The following is a 17,816-nucleotide window of genomic DNA, read 5'->3' on the forward strand; positions in this document are numbered from 1 at the left end:
GGTCGGGCTCAGTGTTCGGTGGCAACGAGCGGCGCCGCCTGGCGTCGGTGGAACCACCGCTCAAGCGCCAAGTATATGACCGGCGTGGTGAACAGCGTCAGCGCCTGGCTGACCAGCAAACCGCCGACCACGGCAATGCCCAGCGGTTGGCGCAACTCGGCGCCGGTGCCAAAACCGAGCATCAGCGGCAGGGCGCCGAGCAGGGCGGCGAGGGTGGTCATGATGATCGGCCGAAAGCGCGTGAGGCAGGCTTGGTAAATCGCATCCTGTGGCGACAACCCGCGCTCGCGCTGGGCTTCCAGGGCGAAGTCGATCATCAGAATGCCGTTTTTCTTGACGATGCCGATCAGCAGCACCAGGCCGATCAGCGCCATGATGGAAAAATCCTGCCCGCACAGCCACAGCATCACCAAGGCGCCAAGGCCGGCCGAGGGCAGGGTGGAGATGATCGTCAGCGGGTGCACGAAGCTTTCATAGAGCACGCCCAGAATGATGTACACCGCCACCAGCGCCGCCAGAATCAGCCACGGCTGACTGGCCAGCGAACTCTGGAACGCCTGTGCCGCACCCTGGAAATTGCCGCTTATTTCCGCCGGCATACCGATGTCGAGCTTGGCCTGGTTCAGTTCGCGCACTGCGTCGCCCAGGGCCACGCCGGGCGCCAGGTTGAACGACAGGTTGGCGGCCGGGAACATGCCGTCGTGGGCAATCGACAACGGCCCGCTGGTGGGCACGTCGACCTTGGCCAGGGCCGAGAGCGGCACCATCTCATCGGTTAGCGGCGAGCGCAGGTAGAAGAAGTTGAGGCTCTCGGCTTTGCCACGCTGCTGCTCGTTGAGTTCCAGAATCACCTTGTACTGGTTGGTTTCGGTCTGGAATTCACTGATTTGCCGCTGCCCGAAGGCGTCGTACAGCGCTTGGTCGACATCGCTGGTGGTTAGCCCGAAGCGCGCCGCCGCGCTGCGGTCGATGCTGATGTGGGTGATGCTGCCGCCCAGTTGCAGGTCGTTGGACAGGTCGCGAAATGCCGGGTTGCTGCGCAGCTTGTCGGTGAGGCGCTGGGTCCACAGGTTGAGGCTTGGGCCGTCGTTGCTTTTCAGCGTGTATTGATACTGGCTGCGGCTGGGGCCGGCGCTGAGGTTGATGTCTTGCCCGGCGCGCAGGTACAGCACGATGCCCGGAAGCGTCATGAGTTTGGGGCGGATGCGGTCGATAAACTCGCTGGCCGATACGTCGCGTTCGCCGCGTGGTTTGAGGGTGATCCAGAAGCGGCCGTTGGCGATGGTCTGGTTGTTTCCGGAGACGCCGACCATATGGGAAAACACGCTGACAGCCGGGTCGGCGGCGACGATTTTTGCCAGCTCGCGGTGCTTGGCGACCATGTCGGGATAAGAGATATCCGCCGCCGCCTCGGTGGTGCCGAGCACAAAACCGGTGTCTTGCACCGGGAAGAATCCCTTGGGAATAAACACATAACCCACCACCGCCAACACCAGGCTGGCGGTGAAGAGGCCGAGCATCAACCGTTGGTGGTTCAGGGCGCGGCGCAGGCCGTTGTCATAGCGGCTCAGCAGCCAGTCGCCGAAGCCTTTGCGCTCGCCGCTGTGGTGCGCCTGGGCGCGCATAAACAAGGCGGCCAAGGCCGGCGCCAGGGTTAGCGACACGACCACGGAAATCAGAATGGTCGAGGTTGCGGTCAGGGCAAATTCCTTGAACAACCGCCCGACCACGCCGCCCATAAACAGCAGCGGAATAAACGCGGCAATCAGCGAAAAGCTGATGGACACCACGGTAAAGCCAATTTCCCCCGCGCCCTTGATCGCCGCTTCGCGCATGCCTTCGCCGGCCTCCAGGTGCCGGTGAATGTTCTCCACCACAACGATGGCATCGTCCACCACAAAGCCGACGGCCACGACGATGGCCACCAGCGTCAGGTTATTGAGGCTAAAGCCCATCACATACATCAGCGCGAAGGTGGCAATCAGCGACACCGCCAACACGCTGGTGACAATCAAGGTGGCCGACCACTGGCGCAGGAACAACGCCATCACCGCGACCACCAGCAACACGGCAATCAGCAGGGTGATTTCCACCTCGTGCAACGAGGCGCGAATGGTTTGCGTGCGGTCGTTGAGCACGGAAACCTGCACCGACGCCGAAAGCATGGCCTGCAAGCGCGGCAGCTCGGCCTGAATACGGTCGACGGTGTCGACGATATTCGCGCCCGGCTGGCGGAAGATCACCAGGTTGAGCCCCGGCTGGTCGTTCGACCACGCCTGCACATAGGCGTTTTCCGCGCCGTCGATCACCCGCGCCACATCGTTGACCCTAACCGGCGCGCCATCTTTGTAGGAAACGATCAACTGGCCGTAGTCTTCGGGGTGAAACAACTGGTCGTTGGTGGCCAGCGTGGAAATGCTCGACTCACCGTACAGCGCGCCTTTGGCCAGGTTGAGGCTGGTTTGTTGCAGCGCCGTGCGCAGGTCGGCAAGGGTCAGGCCGAGGGCAGCGAGTTTGTCCGGCGAGGCTTGCACACGGATAGCCGGACGTTGCTGGCCGCTGATGTTGATCAGGCCAACGCCATCAATCTGGCTCAGCTGGCGGGCCAGAATGGTTTCGGCCTGGTCACTGAGTTCGGTGCCGGGCATTTGCGTGGAGCTGACGGCGAGGATCAGCACCGGGCTGTCCGCCGGGTTGACCTTGCGCCAGGTCGGCAGGCTGGGCATGTCTTGCGGCAGCTTGCCGGCGGCGGTGTTGATGGCCGCTTGCACTTCCTGGGCGGCGCTGTCGATGCTCTTGTCGAGGGTGAATTGCAGAATCAGGTTGGTCGAGCCCAGGGCGCTGGTGGACGTCATCTGGGTCATGCCGGGAATGGCACTGAACTGCACTTCAAGCGGCGTGGCCACCGACGAGGCCATGGTGTCCGGGCTGGCGCCGGGCAGCTGCGCGTTCACCTGAATGGTCGGAAATTCAGCCTCCGGCAAGGGCGCCAACGGCAGCTGCGGAAAGGCCACCAAGCCCAGCAGCACCAGGGCGAAGGTGAGTAGCAAGGTGGCGACCGGGTGATCGACGCACCAGGCCGATACCGCACCACGCCCGGTCACGGCTGCACCTGCGCGGTGGTGGCGGCCGGTTCATCGCTCAACACCTCGATTTTCGCCCCCGGCTTCAAGCGCGACTGGCCATCGCGGATGAGCACGGTGCCGGCCTGAATCGCCGCCGGCTGCACGCCTTGGATAATGTTCAGCTCGCTGTCTTGATACAGCACCTTCACCGGCACGCTTTCCACCGTGTCGCCGTTAACGCGGTACACGAAATAATTCTCCAGCCCGCGCTGCACCACCTGCGGCGGCACCACCAGCGCGCCTTGGTCGACCGCGATTTGCACCTTCACCGTGACCAATTGGCCCGGCCACAGGGTTTGCTTGGCATTGGCAAACTCGGCCTTGGCCCGCAGCGTGCCGGTGCTGGCGCTGACTTGGTTGTCGATCAAACGCAACTGGCCCTGAGCGAGCAGGGTGCCGGTTTGTTCGTGGTCGCTGAGGTAGGCGTTGACGAGCGCTGGTGTCGGCGCGTTGAGCAGCTGCTGCAAGGTGGGCAACAGGTTTTGCGGCAAGGAAAACTCCACGGCGATGGGGTCGATTTGCGTGACGCTAAACAAGCCCTGGGCATCGCTGACGCGCAGGAAATTGCCCGGATCGACCGTGCGAATCCCCACCCGGCCAGCGACCGGCGAGCGAATCTGGGTAAACGACAACTGCACTTGCGCCGCTGCAATCGCCGCCTGATTGCCTTGCACCGTGGCCTTCAACTGGTCGGTCAGCGCCTGCTGCTGATCGAGGGTTTGCTTGGACACACCGTCGTCAACGCTGAGCAGCTTGTAGCGCTTCAAATCCACCTCGGCGACATGCAACTGCGCCTGTGCCTGGCCCAGTTGCGCCTTGGCCTGATCGAGGCTGGCGCGAATGGCCCGGTCATCAATTTGCGCCATCAACTCACCAGCCTTCACCCATTGGCCTTCCTTCACCAGCAGCTGCGTGAGCACGCCATCGATCTGCGTGCGCACCACGACGCTGTGCAGCGACAACACCGTGCCGATGGCACTGATATATCGCGGTACATCTTGCTGCTTAACCGCCACCACGTGCACGGGTATGCCTACAGGGCCGGCAGTTTTGGTTGTATTTGCTTTCGGTAAAACGCTTTTTAAGGCGAGGGCGGCAGCCGCCACCAGCACGAGGGAGATCACGATTTTGCTGCGAGTGCGCATGCGGATGACGCCAAAGCTGGAATTAAGGGGAAGGTAGCGTGCCGTTATACCGGGTCGAGGCGGTCAGGAGGGTGACGGGTAAATGACCGGGTTGTCAGTTTTGGGGGGGGCGAGAAGTCTGGGCAGGTGTATGAATCGCTAGACCAGACATCCGTCATTCCCGCGCAGGCGGCGGTCCGACGATTCGGAATCCAGAGTTTCGGACGTTACTGTGCTCGCCGCCACAGCCTGGATCCCGAATCGTCGGACCGCCGCGTTCGCGAGGATGACGGAGGTGTGAGTTGAAAATGAGTTTCTTGCCGTCCCTTAGGCCCTCAGTCTCGCAAATCTCACGTCATGTACACACATCTCCGCCAAACCCCCGTCATTCCCGCGCAGGCGGCGGTCCGACGATTCGGAATCCAGAGTTTCGGACGTTACGGTGCTCGTCGCCACAGCCTGGATCCCCGCGTTCGCGAGGATGACGGGGGAAGGGGGCAGCATCGCCGGCTGCTGAACATTAGCCGCAATATCGTGGGCGCCCGCCTGGAAAAGATCGGCGAAATCGCGCCTTCGGCACCGCGATGGGGAAGCCTGGGTTAACTGGCGCAGCGGATTGGGGCAGGCATTGGCGACTCGGCGAGTGCCTGCTGCGCTTCTAGCTGGGCGCGTTGCGCGCCGGCTCGCCAGATTTTGAACAGGTCATGCTCGGTGAGCATCACCAGTTCGTCGCCCTTGTAGCCCAGGGTATTGATGCAGTCCTGGTCAAAGTGCTGACGTTCTATTTCGTCTCGGTACGCGGGAAGCGGTCGAGCAGTAAAGCGCACGGCGTGACTGAGCCATTCCTTGATTCGTTTCACTTCGCTGTCCTTACCTGCCCGTGTGAGATGGTGGCAATAATATGGCATGGCGCCACTAGTGCGCACGTTCTGTGTGTAGGGCGTTTGTGCCAATTGCGGGCTGAAGACTGAGGGCCGACGAGTCGAGTAGCATGACGCGCTCTGATTTGACGCCGCTTGAGGTCCGCTATGCCGCTGCACATCCAAACGCCTTTGTTGCAATCGCGCCCACTGAGCGTGCTCACCGATAAAACCGTGTGGCTCAAGCTGGAGGCCGTGCAGCCGGTGGGCTCGTTCAAAATTCGCGGCATTGGTGCGGTGTGTGAAACCTACGCAAAACAGGGCAAGCGTCGCTTTGTGTCCTCATCGGGCGGCAACGCCGGCATCGCGGCGGCCTATGCCGGGCGTCAGCTGAATATTCCCGTCACCGTGGTGGTACCCGAAACCACTACCGCGCGCGCCAAGGCGTTGATCGAGCAGGAGGGCGCGGAGGTCATCGTGCATGGCGCCTCGTGGATGGAGGCCAACGCCCTGGCGCAGTCGCTGCTGGATGAGCACAGCGCGTTTATTCACCCGTTCGACAACGCTGAAATGTGGGCAGGCCATGGCAGTTTGATCGACGAAGTAGTGGCAGCCGGCGTCGACTTTGACGCCGTGGTCGTCGCGGTGGGCGGCGGTGGTTTGCTCTCTGGCGTGGTGGCGGGTTTGCAGCGCAACGGGTGCAGTCATGTGCCGGTGGTGGCGGTGGAAACCCTCGGCGCGGATTCCCTGGCGCAGTCGGTCGCCGCTGGCCGGCGCGTGGAATTGCCGGCCATCACCAGCATCGCCACCTCGCTGGGCGCCAAAGCGGTGTGTGAAAACGCGTTCGCCATTACCGGACGCCACGACATCCGCTGCGCCACGGTGACCGACGCGCAAGCATTGAGCGCCTGCGAGCAGTTTCTGCATGATCATCGTGTGTTGGTCGAACCGGCTTGCGGTGCTGCCTTGGCCACGTTGTACAACGTGGGAGGGCACGACGCTTTGGCTGATTTTCAGCGGCCATTGATGGTCGTTTGTGGCGGGGCGACGGCCACGCTCGAGCAGATTCAACAGTGGCGAAAAACACTCGCCTGAATGGACAGAAACGCTCAAGCAGCAGTGCTTTTACGGCGTTTAACCGGCCGCTGACGCTCCGCTGTTTGCCATCAAACTGCTATGAAATATCGATCTTTTTCGCCACACCGTAGTCTGAGTTATTAAGCCGCTTGATGCCGTGACGGGCATCCAGCACTCACTCATGACTTTAAAAGGTGACCTCAATTGGCCGAGAAGCCCCATGCCTCTTCGCACATTGCCGCACTGAAAAAATCCGCCACCGGCATTGCCGGTTTCGATGAAATTACCCTGGGCGGTCTGCCGCAGGGCCGGCCGAGCCTGGTGTGCGGTTTTGCCGGCTGCGGCAAGACGCTGTTCGCCATGAGCTTTCTGGTGAACGGCGCGCTGCAGTTCGGCGAGCCCGGTGTGTTCATGAGTTTTGAAGAACGCACGCAAGACCTGATGGAAAACGTCGGCTCGCTGGACTACGACCTGCAAGGGTTGGTGGACCAAAAGCTGATCGTCATTGATCACGTGTACGTCGACAGCAGCGAGATCGAGGAAACCGGCGAGTACGACCTCGAAGGCCTGTTTGTGCGCCTGGGCTATGCCATCGACAGCATCGGCGCCAAACGCGTGGTGCTCGACACCATCGAGGCGCTGTTTAGCAGTTTCAAAGACACCGCGGTGCTGCGCGCCGAGCTGCGCCGGTTATTTTATTGGCTCAAAGAGCGCGGCGTGACGGCGGTGGTGACCGGCGAACGCGGTGATGGCCTGCTGACCCGTTATGGCATCGAGGAATACGTGTCCGATTGCGTAATTCTGCTCGATAACCGCGTGGCCGATCAGATCACTACGCGCCGTCTGCGGGTCGTCAAATACCGCGGTTCGTCCCACGGCACCAACGAATACCCATTCTTTATCGACGCGCAGGGTCTGACGGTGATGCCCATCACCGCCGCCGGGCTGGATCACGACGCGCCGGAAGACATCGTGCCGACTGGCATCGAAGGCCTGGACCAGATGCTTGAGCGCGGTGGTTATTACCGTGGCTCCAGCGTGCTGGTGACTGGCTTGGCCGGCACGGGTAAAACCACCTTTGCTGCGAGTTTTATTCACGCCAGTTGCCTGCGCGGCGAGCGCTGCCTGCTGTTCTCCTTTGAGGAAGGGGAAAGCCAACTGCTGCGTAACCTGGGCTCGGTGAACCTGGAACTGAAGAGCTACATCGATAGCGGGCTGCTGCGCGTGGAGTCCACACGTCCGAGCCTGTTCGGCCTGGAAGTCCATTTGGCGCGCATGTACCGGGAAATCGTCGAGTTCAAACCGCACAACGTAGTAGTCGATCCGATTTCCGCGTTCCACGGGCCGCAGTCGGAAGTGCACGCGACGCTGTTGCGCCTGGTCGATCTGCTCAAGCAGCGCAACATCACCACGGTGTTCACCAGCTTGAGCGATGCGAAAACCACCCGGGCGGGCTTGGATCGCGCCATTTCCTCGCTAATGGACGCCTGGGTTTCGCTGTCCAGCGTAGAGGCCGACGGCGAGTACAACCGCTTGCTGTATGTGCTCAAGGCCCGTGGTATGGGTCACTCGAACCAAGTGCGCGAATACCACATCAACCACCGCGGCATCACGTTGGTGACGCCGTATATCAGCCCCAAAGGGGTGTTGACCGGTTCCGCGCGCATGAGTCACGAAGCCCGTGAACGCCGCGCCGTGGAGTTGCGTCAGAAACTGAACGAGCAGCGCCTGCGCGGGAAGCAGAAAAGCCGCGATGAGTTGGAACGCAAAATTGCCGAGATGCGCGCCGCCCTGGAAGCTCGAGAGGAAGAGGACTCGCTGCTAGACGACGATGAAATCAGCCAATTGCAAAGCGATGATGAGATTCGTCGGCAGTTGGCCCGAGCACGAGGAGTTCTCGAATGACCACCCCTGATTTGCACGATCCCGACTCGCACACCGTATCGGGCACCGCCACCACGCCGGCCATCGACCCCAACGCTGTCGGGCAACCGGGGCATTACGCCCTGCGCCTGTACATCGCCGGGCAAACGCCGAAGTCGGTGACCGCCTTGCGCAACTTGCAGCGCATTTGCGAGGAGTACCTGTCGGGCGTGTATTCCATTGAAGTGATCGACTTGCGCGTCACCCCACAACTGGCAGCAGGCGATCAAATTCTGGCGCTGCCGACTTTGGTGCGGCATCTGCCTACGCCGCTGGTGAAAATTATTGGTGACCTGTCCAACACCGACAAAGTGCTTGTCGGCCTGGATATCCGCCCAGAGCCAGTCAATTGAGTTTTACACCGCCACCTGAACAACCGCCGGTTGCCTCGGCGACTGCGCAACTGCCCGAAGGCTCGACGCAAGCGGGGGAGTGCTTGGAGCTGCGTTTGTATGTGTCTGGCAGCACCGCCCGTTCCACGCGAGCCATCACCAATCTGAGAGCGCTGTGCGACACCCACTTGCCTGGCGCTTATTCATTGGAGGTCGTCGATATCTACCAGAACCCGAGCGCGGCGCGCGAAGCGCAAATTATCGCGGTGCCCACGTTGATGAAGCTCAAACCGCTGCCGGTGCGCTTGCTTATCGGCGACCTGTCCGACACCGCTACCTTGCGTAGTGCGCTCGGTATTGAGTGAGGGATTGCCGATGATCGAACGCGCCATAGGGCTGACCGACGAGCAATACATCAAGCAGCTGAGCGACAAACTGCGCGAAGCCGAGGACACCCTCGAAGCCATTCGCACCGGCGCGGTGGACGCGCTGTTTATCGACACCGGCGAAGCGGTGAGTGTGTACACCCTGGAAAGTGCCGACCGGCCGTATCGCACCCTGGTCGAGCAAATGCAGGAAGGCGCGGTGACGTTATCGCGCGACGGCTTTGTGCTGTACGGCAATGAGCGCCTCGGCGAGATGGTGCGCCGGCCGCTGGAAAAAGTAGTGGCCCACGATTTCGCTGATTTCGTCGCGCCCGCCGAGCGCGAGCGCTTCCGCCGCTTTATTGCCAACAGTGCCGAAGAAGCGGTGCGCAGCGAATTCAATTTGCTGGCCGCCGACGATCAAGTGACGCCCGCTTACCTGTCATTCCGCGCCTTGGCGCTGGACAGCAGCGAGGAGCCGATTATTTGCGGCGTGGTCACCGACCTCACCGAGCGTCGTCTGCTGGAAGCACGCCTGAGCCAAGCGCAAAAAATGGAAGCGGTGGGGCAACTGACTGGCGGCCTGGCGCATGACTTCAATAACCTGTTGCAAGGCATCAAAGGCAGCCTGGACCTGATCGCGCGCCGGCCGACCTCGGAAAAAGTCGTGCGCTGGACCGAGGCGGGACTCAAAGCCGCCGACCGAGGCGCCAAGCTCACCGCGCAGTTGCTGGCGTTCTCGCGCTCGCAAAAACTCGAACTGCAACCGCTGCGCATCAACTCGGTGATTCGCGACATGACCGACCTGCTGGTGCGCACCATCGGCACCACGGTGCGCATCCGCCTGAACCTGGAGCCGAGCGAGCACTACGTCCTCAGCGACCCCACGCAGTTGGAGCTGGCCATCCTCAACCTCGCGCTCAACGCCCGCGATGCCATGCCCACGGGCGGCTCGCTGAATATCACCACCCAGCATCATCCCGACCCGGTTGAGGGCGCGCCGTATGGCGTGATGCAAATTTGCGTGGCGGATACTGGCGTCGGCATGAGCGAAGACGTGCGCCTGAAAGCGTTCAACGCGTTCTTTTCCACCAAAGGCATCGGCGCCGGCACTGGGCTGGGATTGGCGCAAGTGCAGAGCATCGTCGAGCAATCCAACGGCTGGGTGCGCCTGGTGTCGGCGCCGGGTTGTGGCACTCAGGTGTTCCTCACCTTGCCGTACACCCGCGACAGCGCGTTGATCGAAGTGCCGGCCGCTGCCGCCAACGAGCCGCTGAAACAGGGCGGCAAGCAGGTGATGCTGATCGACGATGACGACGACGTGCGTCGCGTTGTGGTCGACATGCTCGAAGCCCTCGGCCATCAGGTACGCGAAGCCAGCAGCGGCTTGGCGGGCCTGAAGCTGATCGACGTGCAGATGCCGGATCTAGTGCTGCTGGACTTCGCCATGCCGCACCTTAACGGCGCGGAAGTGGCGAAACTGCTGTTGGAGAAATACCCACACTTGCCGATCATTTTCATCAGCGGCTTTTCCGACACCGCACAGTTGCAGGCGGCTGTGGGCAGTAGCGCCACTGTGTTGCGCAAACCGTTCACCATGGACCGGTTGAGCGACATGCTGGATCAGGTAGTGGGCGCAAACATCGAACCCTCCTGACCGATGTTTTTCCGTAGGATGGACGTCCAACCCATGCGTGGAGGTTTCCACATGCACCGTTTAGTGCTCAGTGTGTTGCTGGTGGCTGGCTTGAGCGCGCAGGTCACGCTCGCTGCCGAAATCGTCGGTCAGCAGCGCACCATCACCCGCACCTATGTCAGCCCTGGCGCCAGCGGCAGTATCAGCGAGTCCAGCCGGCAAGAGGGCTCCAGCGGTTACGGCGGTTATCAGGTGCCGGATAATCGCTACAACTCCAACAGCACTTATCAAGGCTCTGGTTCGACGCAGATTCGCGGCAATGTGCAGCAAAGCATCGAATATCCGGGAGTAGGGGAGTTCCAGCGCCAGCCCGGTAACGGCTCGGTACAGCGCGAGCGGCGCTGAGGTTTCGCTGTCACCGGCTTGTCGCGTGACCGTCACACGCTTGCCACTGCTTTTGGTTGCAATCGCTGTAACTCATTCGGAGAAGCAGCGATGCAGCTATGTGTGATCGGCGCGGGGTATGTGGGGTTGGTGACGGCGGCGTGTTTTGCGGAAATGGGCAATCACGTGGTGTGTGTGGAAACCGATCCCACGCGCCTGGCGCAGCTGCAAGCCGGCGAAGTGCCGATTCATGAGCCCGGTTTGTCAGCGCTGTTATCCGCGCATTTGGCCAGCGGCCAGCTGAGTTTCACTCGGCGCCTGGCTGAAGGCGTAGCGCGGGCGGCGGTGGTGTTTATTGCCGTGGGCACGCCCAGCGGCGAGGACGGTTCGGCAGACCTCAGCCATGTGCTGGCCGTGGCCGAACAGCTGGGAACCACGCTGCGACAAGCCTGCCTGGTGGTGAACAAATCGACAGTGCCGGTCGGCACGGCGGAGCGGGTGCAGCACCTCATTAACCAGCGGTTGCAGCATCGCCAGCTGGGCTTTCACGTCAGCGTGGCGAGCAATCCGGAGTTTTTGAAAGAAGGCTCGGCCATCGACGATTTCATGCGCCCGGACCGCGTGCTGCTGGGTTGCAGCGATGCTGCCAGCGAAGCGTTGCTGCGTCGTCTGTACGCGCCCTTCGTGCGCAACAGCGAACGCGTGCTGAGCATGCCGGTGCGCGCGGCGGAGTTCAGCAAGTACGCCGCCAATGCCTTTCTGGCGACCAAGATTTCCTTTATCAACGAGATGGCGGGCCTGTGCGGCCTGCTGGACGTGGACATTGAACAGGTCCGCCGTGGCATCGGCAGTGACAAGCGCATTGGCACGCACTTTATCTACGCCGGCTGCGGCTACGGCGGTTCGTGTTTCCCTAAAGATGTTAAAGCGCTGATCCACACGGCCGAGCAGAACGGTTTCGAACCGGCAATTTTACGCGCGGTGGAGGCGCGCAACGCGGTGCAGAAAACCTTGTTGTTCGAGGCGTTGTACGACCACTTCAACGGCTATTTGCAAGGCCGAGTGGTGGCGCTGTGGGGCTTGGCATTCAAACCGGGCACTGACGATTTACGCGAGGCGCCGAGCCTGGTGCTGCTCGATGCCTTGCTGGCCGCCGGGGCGCGTGTTCAAGCCTGCGACCCGGTGGCCTGCAAAGCGGTGGCGGCGCGTTACCCGCAGGCGCTCGCCAATGGCCAGTTGCAGCTCAGCGAGTCCCCTTATTCGGCGGTGGAAGGCGCGGACGCGCTGGTGTTGGTGACGGAATGGAAGCAGTTCCGCCAGCCCGATTTCCGTCGTATTCGCGGTTTGATGCGCATGCCGGCCGTGTTCGATGGACGCAATATTTACGATTCGTTGGAACTATCTGCGCTAGGGTTTCTCTATCGTGGCATTGGCCGCCCTGTGGCGGGCCATTGTAAGGCGAGTGCCGCCTGATTAGACTGCGCGGCACTAACGGTATGACCCTTCTTTCAAGGACTCACATGATCAAGAAATGCTTGTTCCCGGCTGCTGGTTACGGTACCCGTTTCCTACCAGCAACAAAGGCCATGCCCAAGGAAATGCTGCCGGTGGTGAACAAGCCGCTGATTCAGTACGGCGTTGAAGAAGCGCTGGAAGCCGGGCTTTCGGAGATCTCCATCGTTACTGGCCGTGGCAAGCGCGCCCTGGAAGACCACTTCGACATCAGCTACGAGCTGGAACACCAGATCAAAGGCACCGACAAAGAAAAATACCTGGTCGGCATCCGCCGCCTGATCGACAACTGCAGCTTCTCTTACACCCGTCAGGTTGAAATGAAAGGCCTGGGCCACGCGATTCTGTCTGGCCGCCCGCTGATCGGTGACGAACCGTTCGCCGTGGTACTGGCAGACGACCTGTGCGTAAACGTCGATGGCGACGGCGTACTGACCCAGATGGTCAAGCTGTACAACCAGTTCCGCTGCTCGATCGTAGCGATTCAGGAAGTGCCGCAGGACGAAGTGTCCAAGTACGGCGTTATTTCCGGCGAGATGATTCGTGACGACATCTACCGTGTTAACAGCATGGTCGAGAAACCGAAACCAGAAGACGCTCCGTCGAACCTTGCCATCATCGGCCGCTACATCCTGACCCCGGACATCTTCAAGTTGATCGAAGAAACCGAGCCAGGCAAAGGCGGCGAAATCCAGATTACCGACGCGCTGATGAAGCAAGCCCAGGACGGTTGCGTTCTGGCTTACAAATTCAAAGGCCAGCGTTTCGACTGCGGCGGCGCCGAGGGTTACATCGACGCCACCAACTTCTGCTTCGAAAACTTCTACAAGACCGGCAAGGCTTACTAAGCCGAAGCTGTGTTGTAAAAAAGGCCACCGTGAGGTGGCTTTTTTTTGTACTCGAAAATCCAGCCCGGTTTTTTGTAGGAGCGGCTTTAGCCGCGATGCTTGTGAACCCCAAAACCATCGCGGCTAAAGCCGCTCCTACAGGCGCTCGGCGGGCGCTTTGCGCTATGCTGCCCGCCAGCTAAGGAGATTTGCATGACTTACGATTTCGACCTCTTCGTGATTGGCGCCGGTTCCGGTGGCGTGCGTGCGGCGCGGTTCGCTGCAGGGTTTGGCGCGCGGGTAGCCGTCGCCGAAAGCCGTTACCTGGGCGGCACCTGTGTCAACGTCGGCTGCGTGCCGAAGAAACTGCTGGTTTACGGCGCGCATTTTTCCGATGAGTTCGAACAAGCTGATGGTTACGGCTGGACGCTCAATGGCACGCCGACCTTCGATTGGCCCACGCTGATCCGCAACAAGAACGCTGAAATCCAACGCCTCAATGGCATCTACCGCAACCTGCTGGTGAACAGCGGCGTTACGGTGCTGGAAGCCCACGCGAAAATTACCGACCCGCACCACGTCGAGGTCGACGGCAAAACCTTCAGCGCCAAACATATTCTGGTCGCCACCGGCGGCTGGCCGGTGGTTCCGCCGATTCCCGGCCACGAACATGCGATCAACTCCAACCAGGCGTTTTTCCTCAAAGAGCTGCCAAAGCGCGTGCTGGTGGTAGGCGGCGGGTATATCGCGGTCGAGTTCGCCTCGATCTTCCACGGCCTCGGCGCCGACACCTCGTTGCTGTATCGCGGTGACCTGTTCCTGCGCGGCTTCGACGGCGCGGTGCGCAAGCACCTGAAAGAGGAAATGACCAAGCACGGCGTGAATTTGCAGTTCAACGCCGACATCGATCGCATCGACAAGCAAGCCGACGGCAGCCTGCACGCCACGCTCAAAGATGGTCGCGTGCTGGAAACCGACTGCGTGTTTTACGCCACTGGCCGGAGACCGATGCTCGACAACCTCGGTCTGGAAAACACCAACGTGCAGCTCGATGAGCGCGGGTTCATCAGCGTTAACGACGAATACGAAACCGCCGAGCCGTCGATTCTCGCCCTCGGTGATGTGATCGGCCGCGTGCAGCTCACACCGGTCGCGTTGGCCGAAGGCATGGCCGTGGCGCGTCGGCTGTTCAAGCCGGAGCAGTACCGCCCTGTGGATTATCAGCAGATCGCCACGGCGGTGTTCAGCCTGCCCAATATCGGAACAGTGGGCATGACTGAGGAACAGGCGCGCGATGCCGGCCACAAAGTGGTGATTTTCCAAAGCGACTTCCGCCCGATGAAACTGGTGCTGACCTCCAACCAGGAACGCACGTTCATGAAGCTGGTGGTCGATGCCGACAGCGACAAAGTATTGGGCTGCCACATGGTTGGCCCGGACGCCGGCGAAATCATCCAGGGCTTGGCCGTGGCGCTGAAAGCCGGTGTCACCAAGCGCCACTTCGACGACACCATGGGCGTGCACCCGACCGCCGCGGAAGAGTTCGTGACCATGCGTACGCCGGCGTGAGTATCGAAACGCTGTTCTACCTCAGTGACCTGTTCGGGGTCGCCGTGTTCGCCGTCACCGGCGCGTTGATGGCCGGGCGCAATGCCATGGACCTGTTCGGCGTGCTGGTGATTGCGCTGGTGACGTCGTTAGGCGGCGGCACGCTGCGCGACCTGATTCTGGACAACCACCCGGTGAGCTGGATCGGCAACGAGCTGTACTTGCTCGTCGCCTCGCTGGGCGCCCTCGGCACGGTGTTGTGGGCGCGTTTTATCAAGCCGCTGCCGGAAAAAGCCCTGTTGATTGCCGATGCCTTCGGCTTGGCCGTGTTCACCGTGATTGGCACCGAAGTGGCCATGCGCCACGGCGTGCCGACCAGTTCGGCGGTAATCATGGGCGTGATGACCGGCGTGGCCGGTGGCGTGCTGCGCGACGTGCTGTGCAACCAGATTCCGCTGATCTTCCAAAAAGAGGTGTACGCCACCGCGTGCATCGCCGGTTCGCTGGTGTTTATCGCGCTGCTGAACCTGGGCGCCGGACATTGGGCGGCCACGGGCGTGGCGATGCTGGTGGTGTTGGTGACGCGCGTAGCCGCTATTTATTGGGGCTTGGCGCTGCCACGCTTTCAGTTGATGGACCGGCGCAAACACCCGCGTTAATCCGCAGGCAAACCCACGACCCAACCCGAGACCTTACGAACTCCCCACGTTCACCGATTGGGCGCCGTCTGCAGTTCCGGATCATCCGGATTCTGCTGTTCAAGCTCCGCTTGCAGCACTTGTACTTTCTGCGGCTGCCCGGCTTCGTGCCAATAACTGATCAACGCCAGGCGGGCGTTGCGGTTCTCGGGCTGGCGTTTTAGCAAGGCTTCGAGCTGGTTACGCGCCTGCTCCGGTTTGCCGGTGTCGTGCAGGGCGATGGCGTACACGTAGCTGAATTGCGGGTCTTGTGGGTTCAGCTCGGCGGCTTTGGCCAAGGCCGCCATGGCGTTCTCATGGTCGCCTGCGCGAATCAGTGCCAGGCCAAGGCTGTGTTGCAGCAACCCGGCCTCGGGGTGCCGGGTTATGGCTTCGTTCAGCAGTTGCAACGCGGCGGCATGCTGCCCTTGAGCATCGAGCAATTGCGCCAGACTGACCACGGCGGGCAGGAAGTCCGGGTTACGTCGCAGGGCCTCGCGCAAGGCCGCTTCGGATTGCCCGCCACGGCCCGTGTTCTGATAAAGCAGCGCCAGGTTGAAATTAGCTTCGGCACGGTCGCGCAGCGTCTGCTGAGCCGCTTCATAGTCCTTGATGACTGGCTGCCAGGCGCTATCGGTAACGGCACGTTGTGCGGCCGGCACGTTGGCCAGTTGCGACGCGGCAGCAAAGCGCACGGCGCGCACCGGGTCGGTCAACCGCGGGCCGAGCAGGCGCACTTGCTGTTCGACCGAGCCCATTCGCGCCACCGTTTCAACCGCCGCCGCGCGCACTTGCGGGTCCGCGTGGTTGAGGGCGATAACTGCCTGGTCCAGGGCGCGCTGACTTGGATACGTGGGCAATTGTGCCAGCACGGTGGCGCGGCGAATGGCAGGGAGGTCGGTACGTGCCAGTTGCTGCATCAGCATGCGCGCCGCTCCCGGCGAGCCATGCCGCGCGGCGAAGATGGCGTCGCCATAGCCGCCGTCTTTGACCGGCGTGCTGCCATACCAAACCTTGAATTGCTCGGCGATCTTGCTGCTCGCGGCGGTGTGGCAGGCGGCACAGGCATCGGTGCTGCCGAGCCTGGCCGATTGCGCCGGGTCGGGAATGCTCAGGCTGTGGTCGTGGCGGTAGTCGTTGACCATGTAGAGCTTGCCGGGCATATGGCAATCCACGCAGTTGGAGCCTGGCTGCCCGGTTTTGTGTTTGGTGTGCTCCGGCGCTTCGTAGTTCTTCGCTTTCAAATCCGCCGCGTCGATGCCGGCCCGCGAGGCCTTGCCGGCGGTGTTGTGGCATTGCAGACACACACCGTTGCCGGGCGCTTTGAGCTGGTTGCTGTGGGGGTTGTGGCAATCGGTGCAGGTCACGCCTTTGCTGAACATTTTGCTCTGGGCAAAAGAGCCGTACTCGAACACTTCGTCTTTGATCTTGCCGTCGACCTGATACAGCTCGGCCGTCAGGTTGGCCGGCACGTAGTCATCCATGAGTCGTGTGCTGGCGGTGTCGCCATCGCCCAAGGGCGCCCGACGGGAATGACAGCGGCCGCAGGTTTCCACCTGGGCAAAGGCGTCGCGGCTACCCAGTGCTACACCAAAGCCTTTATCGGGTTGCTGCTTGTTGAGGTTCTTCCCCGCGCTCCATTCCAGGTGGCGCGACGCCGGCCCGTGGCAGCTCTGGCAGCCGACGCCGAGGTTGTTCCAAGTGCTGGCGAAGGTGTCCGTATGGGCGTTGAAGTTGCGTTTGAAGCCGGTGGTGTGGCAGTCCACGCACATGAAGTTGGCGTTCTGCGCCGCTTTGCTCCAGTGCAGATCATCGCGAAAATTCATCTTCTCGCCGGGGTACAACTCGAACCACCGGTGCTTCTGCGTATCCCACGCCACGCCGGAGGCCTGAAGGCGGCCGCCGGGCATTTCCAGCAGGTATTGCTGCAACGGCTCGACGCCAAAGGTGTAGGCCACTTTGAAGTCGGCGGGCTTGCCATCGGGGCCTGGCGTGTTGATCCAGAATGCGCCGTCGCGCTGGGTGAAGTGACTGGTTTCCGCTTCGCCGCTAAAGGTGGCGTTATTGAAATTGCCGCGAACATGTTCGGCGCTGGCCGGCAGCATGGCCATCTGATGATGGGAACCGCTCCAGGCGTTGCTTTGTTCGCCGTGGCAGCTTTGGCATTGCCCTTCATCGACAAAGGAGGCGGGCGGTAGTGCCTTTTCGCTGCTCAGCGCGGCGGGCGATACCGTGTCCGGCGCGACGGGGGCGGTGGCGTGTTGGCGATACAGCCAGATGGGCAGTGTCACCAGCAAAATGACGGCAAAAATGATCAGCGCGAGCGGACGGGCAGGGGCATCGGGGCCTGAAGGCAGGGTAGGGGGAGGGCGTTTGTTCGGGTACTTCGGCATGCAAACTTCCGTTGTTTTAACGCGCGCGTATCA

General features: G+C 61.6%; 14 protein-coding genes. 10 read left to right on the top strand and 4 right to left on the bottom strand.

Translation table 11 applies throughout. The features are described 5' to 3' along the window. Positions 1–8 precede the first annotated feature (8 nt). The 3 genes from ACZZZU_RS02460 to ACZZZU_RS02470 all read right to left on the bottom strand — a co-directional run bounded on the left by ACZZZU_RS02460 (position 9) and on the right by ACZZZU_RS02470 (position 5,109). The gene (locus ACZZZU_RS02460) at positions 9–3,104 is read right to left on the bottom strand and encodes a multidrug efflux RND transporter permease subunit (RefSeq protein WP_463549621.1); all 3,096 of its coding nucleotides are present in this window, start codon (positions 3,102–3,104) and stop codon (positions 9–11) included. Next, positions 3,101–4,270, bottom strand: a complete 1,170-nt coding sequence (locus ACZZZU_RS02465; protein ID WP_463549622.1) for an efflux RND transporter periplasmic adaptor subunit — start codon at positions 4,268–4,270, stop codon at positions 3,101–3,103. Before ACZZZU_RS02465 ends, ACZZZU_RS02460 begins: the two co-directional genes overlap by 4 nt. A gap of 578 nt (positions 4,271–4,848) precedes the next feature. Beyond that, positions 4,849–5,109, bottom strand: a complete 261-nt coding sequence (locus ACZZZU_RS02470) for a hypothetical protein (protein ID WP_463549623.1) — start codon at positions 5,107–5,109, stop codon at positions 4,849–4,851. Positions 5,110–5,277: 168 nt separating this feature from the next. On the opposite strand from ACZZZU_RS02470, the gene ACZZZU_RS02475 reads away from it, so the two are divergent. The 10 genes from ACZZZU_RS02475 (at position 5,278) to ACZZZU_RS02520 (ending at position 15,372) form a co-directional block, all read left to right on the top strand. Continuing rightward, positions 5,278–6,204: a pyridoxal-phosphate dependent enzyme gene (locus tag ACZZZU_RS02475; protein WP_463549624.1), complete on the top strand. Its 927-nt coding sequence runs from the start codon at positions 5,278–5,280 to the stop codon at positions 6,202–6,204. Between the two features lie 186 nt (positions 6,205–6,390). Next, positions 6,391–8,091 carry a circadian clock protein KaiC gene (gene kaiC / locus ACZZZU_RS02480; RefSeq protein WP_463549625.1) on the top strand — a complete coding sequence of 567 codons (1,701 nt, stop codon included), beginning with the start codon at positions 6,391–6,393 and terminating at the stop codon, positions 8,089–8,091. After that, the gene (locus tag ACZZZU_RS02485) at positions 8,088–8,462 is read left to right on the top strand and encodes a circadian clock KaiB family protein (protein ID WP_463382684.1); all 375 of its coding nucleotides are present in this window, start codon (positions 8,088–8,090) and stop codon (positions 8,460–8,462) included. Before kaiC ends, ACZZZU_RS02485 begins: the two co-directional genes overlap by 4 nt. Continuing rightward, the gene (locus ACZZZU_RS02490) at positions 8,459–8,806 is read left to right on the top strand and encodes a circadian clock KaiB family protein (protein ID WP_463549626.1); all 348 of its coding nucleotides are present in this window, start codon (positions 8,459–8,461) and stop codon (positions 8,804–8,806) included. Before ACZZZU_RS02485 ends, ACZZZU_RS02490 begins: the two co-directional genes overlap by 4 nt. A 10-nt stretch (positions 8,807–8,816) precedes the next feature. Continuing rightward, positions 8,817–10,463, top strand: coding sequence for a response regulator (locus ACZZZU_RS02495; RefSeq protein ID WP_463549627.1), 1,647 nt, complete (start codon positions 8,817–8,819; stop codon positions 10,461–10,463). Between the two features lie 51 nt (positions 10,464–10,514). After that, positions 10,515–10,847, top strand: a complete 333-nt coding sequence (locus ACZZZU_RS02500; RefSeq protein ID WP_463549628.1) for a hypothetical protein — start codon at positions 10,515–10,517, stop codon at positions 10,845–10,847. A gap of 90 nt (positions 10,848–10,937) precedes the next feature. Then, the gene (locus tag ACZZZU_RS02505) at positions 10,938–12,299 is read left to right on the top strand and encodes a UDP-glucose dehydrogenase family protein (RefSeq protein ID WP_463549629.1); all 1,362 of its coding nucleotides are present in this window, start codon (positions 10,938–10,940) and stop codon (positions 12,297–12,299) included. Positions 12,300–12,346: 47 nt separating this feature from the next. Then, a complete protein-coding gene (galU, locus tag ACZZZU_RS02510; protein ID WP_122496359.1) occupies positions 12,347–13,186 on the top strand; it encodes a UTP--glucose-1-phosphate uridylyltransferase GalU in 840 nt (279 codons plus the stop codon). 192 nt (positions 13,187–13,378) lie between these two features. Continuing rightward, the gene (gene gorA, locus ACZZZU_RS02515; protein ID WP_122496357.1) at positions 13,379–14,734 is read left to right on the top strand and encodes a glutathione-disulfide reductase; all 1,356 of its coding nucleotides are present in this window, start codon (positions 13,379–13,381) and stop codon (positions 14,732–14,734) included. Positions 14,735–14,736: 2 nt separating this feature from the next. Beyond that, a complete protein-coding gene (locus ACZZZU_RS02520) occupies positions 14,737–15,372 on the top strand; it encodes a trimeric intracellular cation channel family protein (protein ID WP_122496574.1) in 636 nt (211 codons plus the stop codon). 50 nt (positions 15,373–15,422) lie between these two features. Here ACZZZU_RS02520 and ACZZZU_RS02525 read toward each other — a convergent pair whose 3' ends face one another. Next, positions 15,423–17,783, bottom strand: a complete 2,361-nt coding sequence (locus ACZZZU_RS02525; protein ID WP_463549630.1) for a tetratricopeptide repeat protein — start codon at positions 17,781–17,783, stop codon at positions 15,423–15,425. Positions 17,784–17,816 lie beyond the last annotated feature (33 nt).

It is taken from the genome of Pseudomonas sp. AC136 (assembly GCF_979258585.1).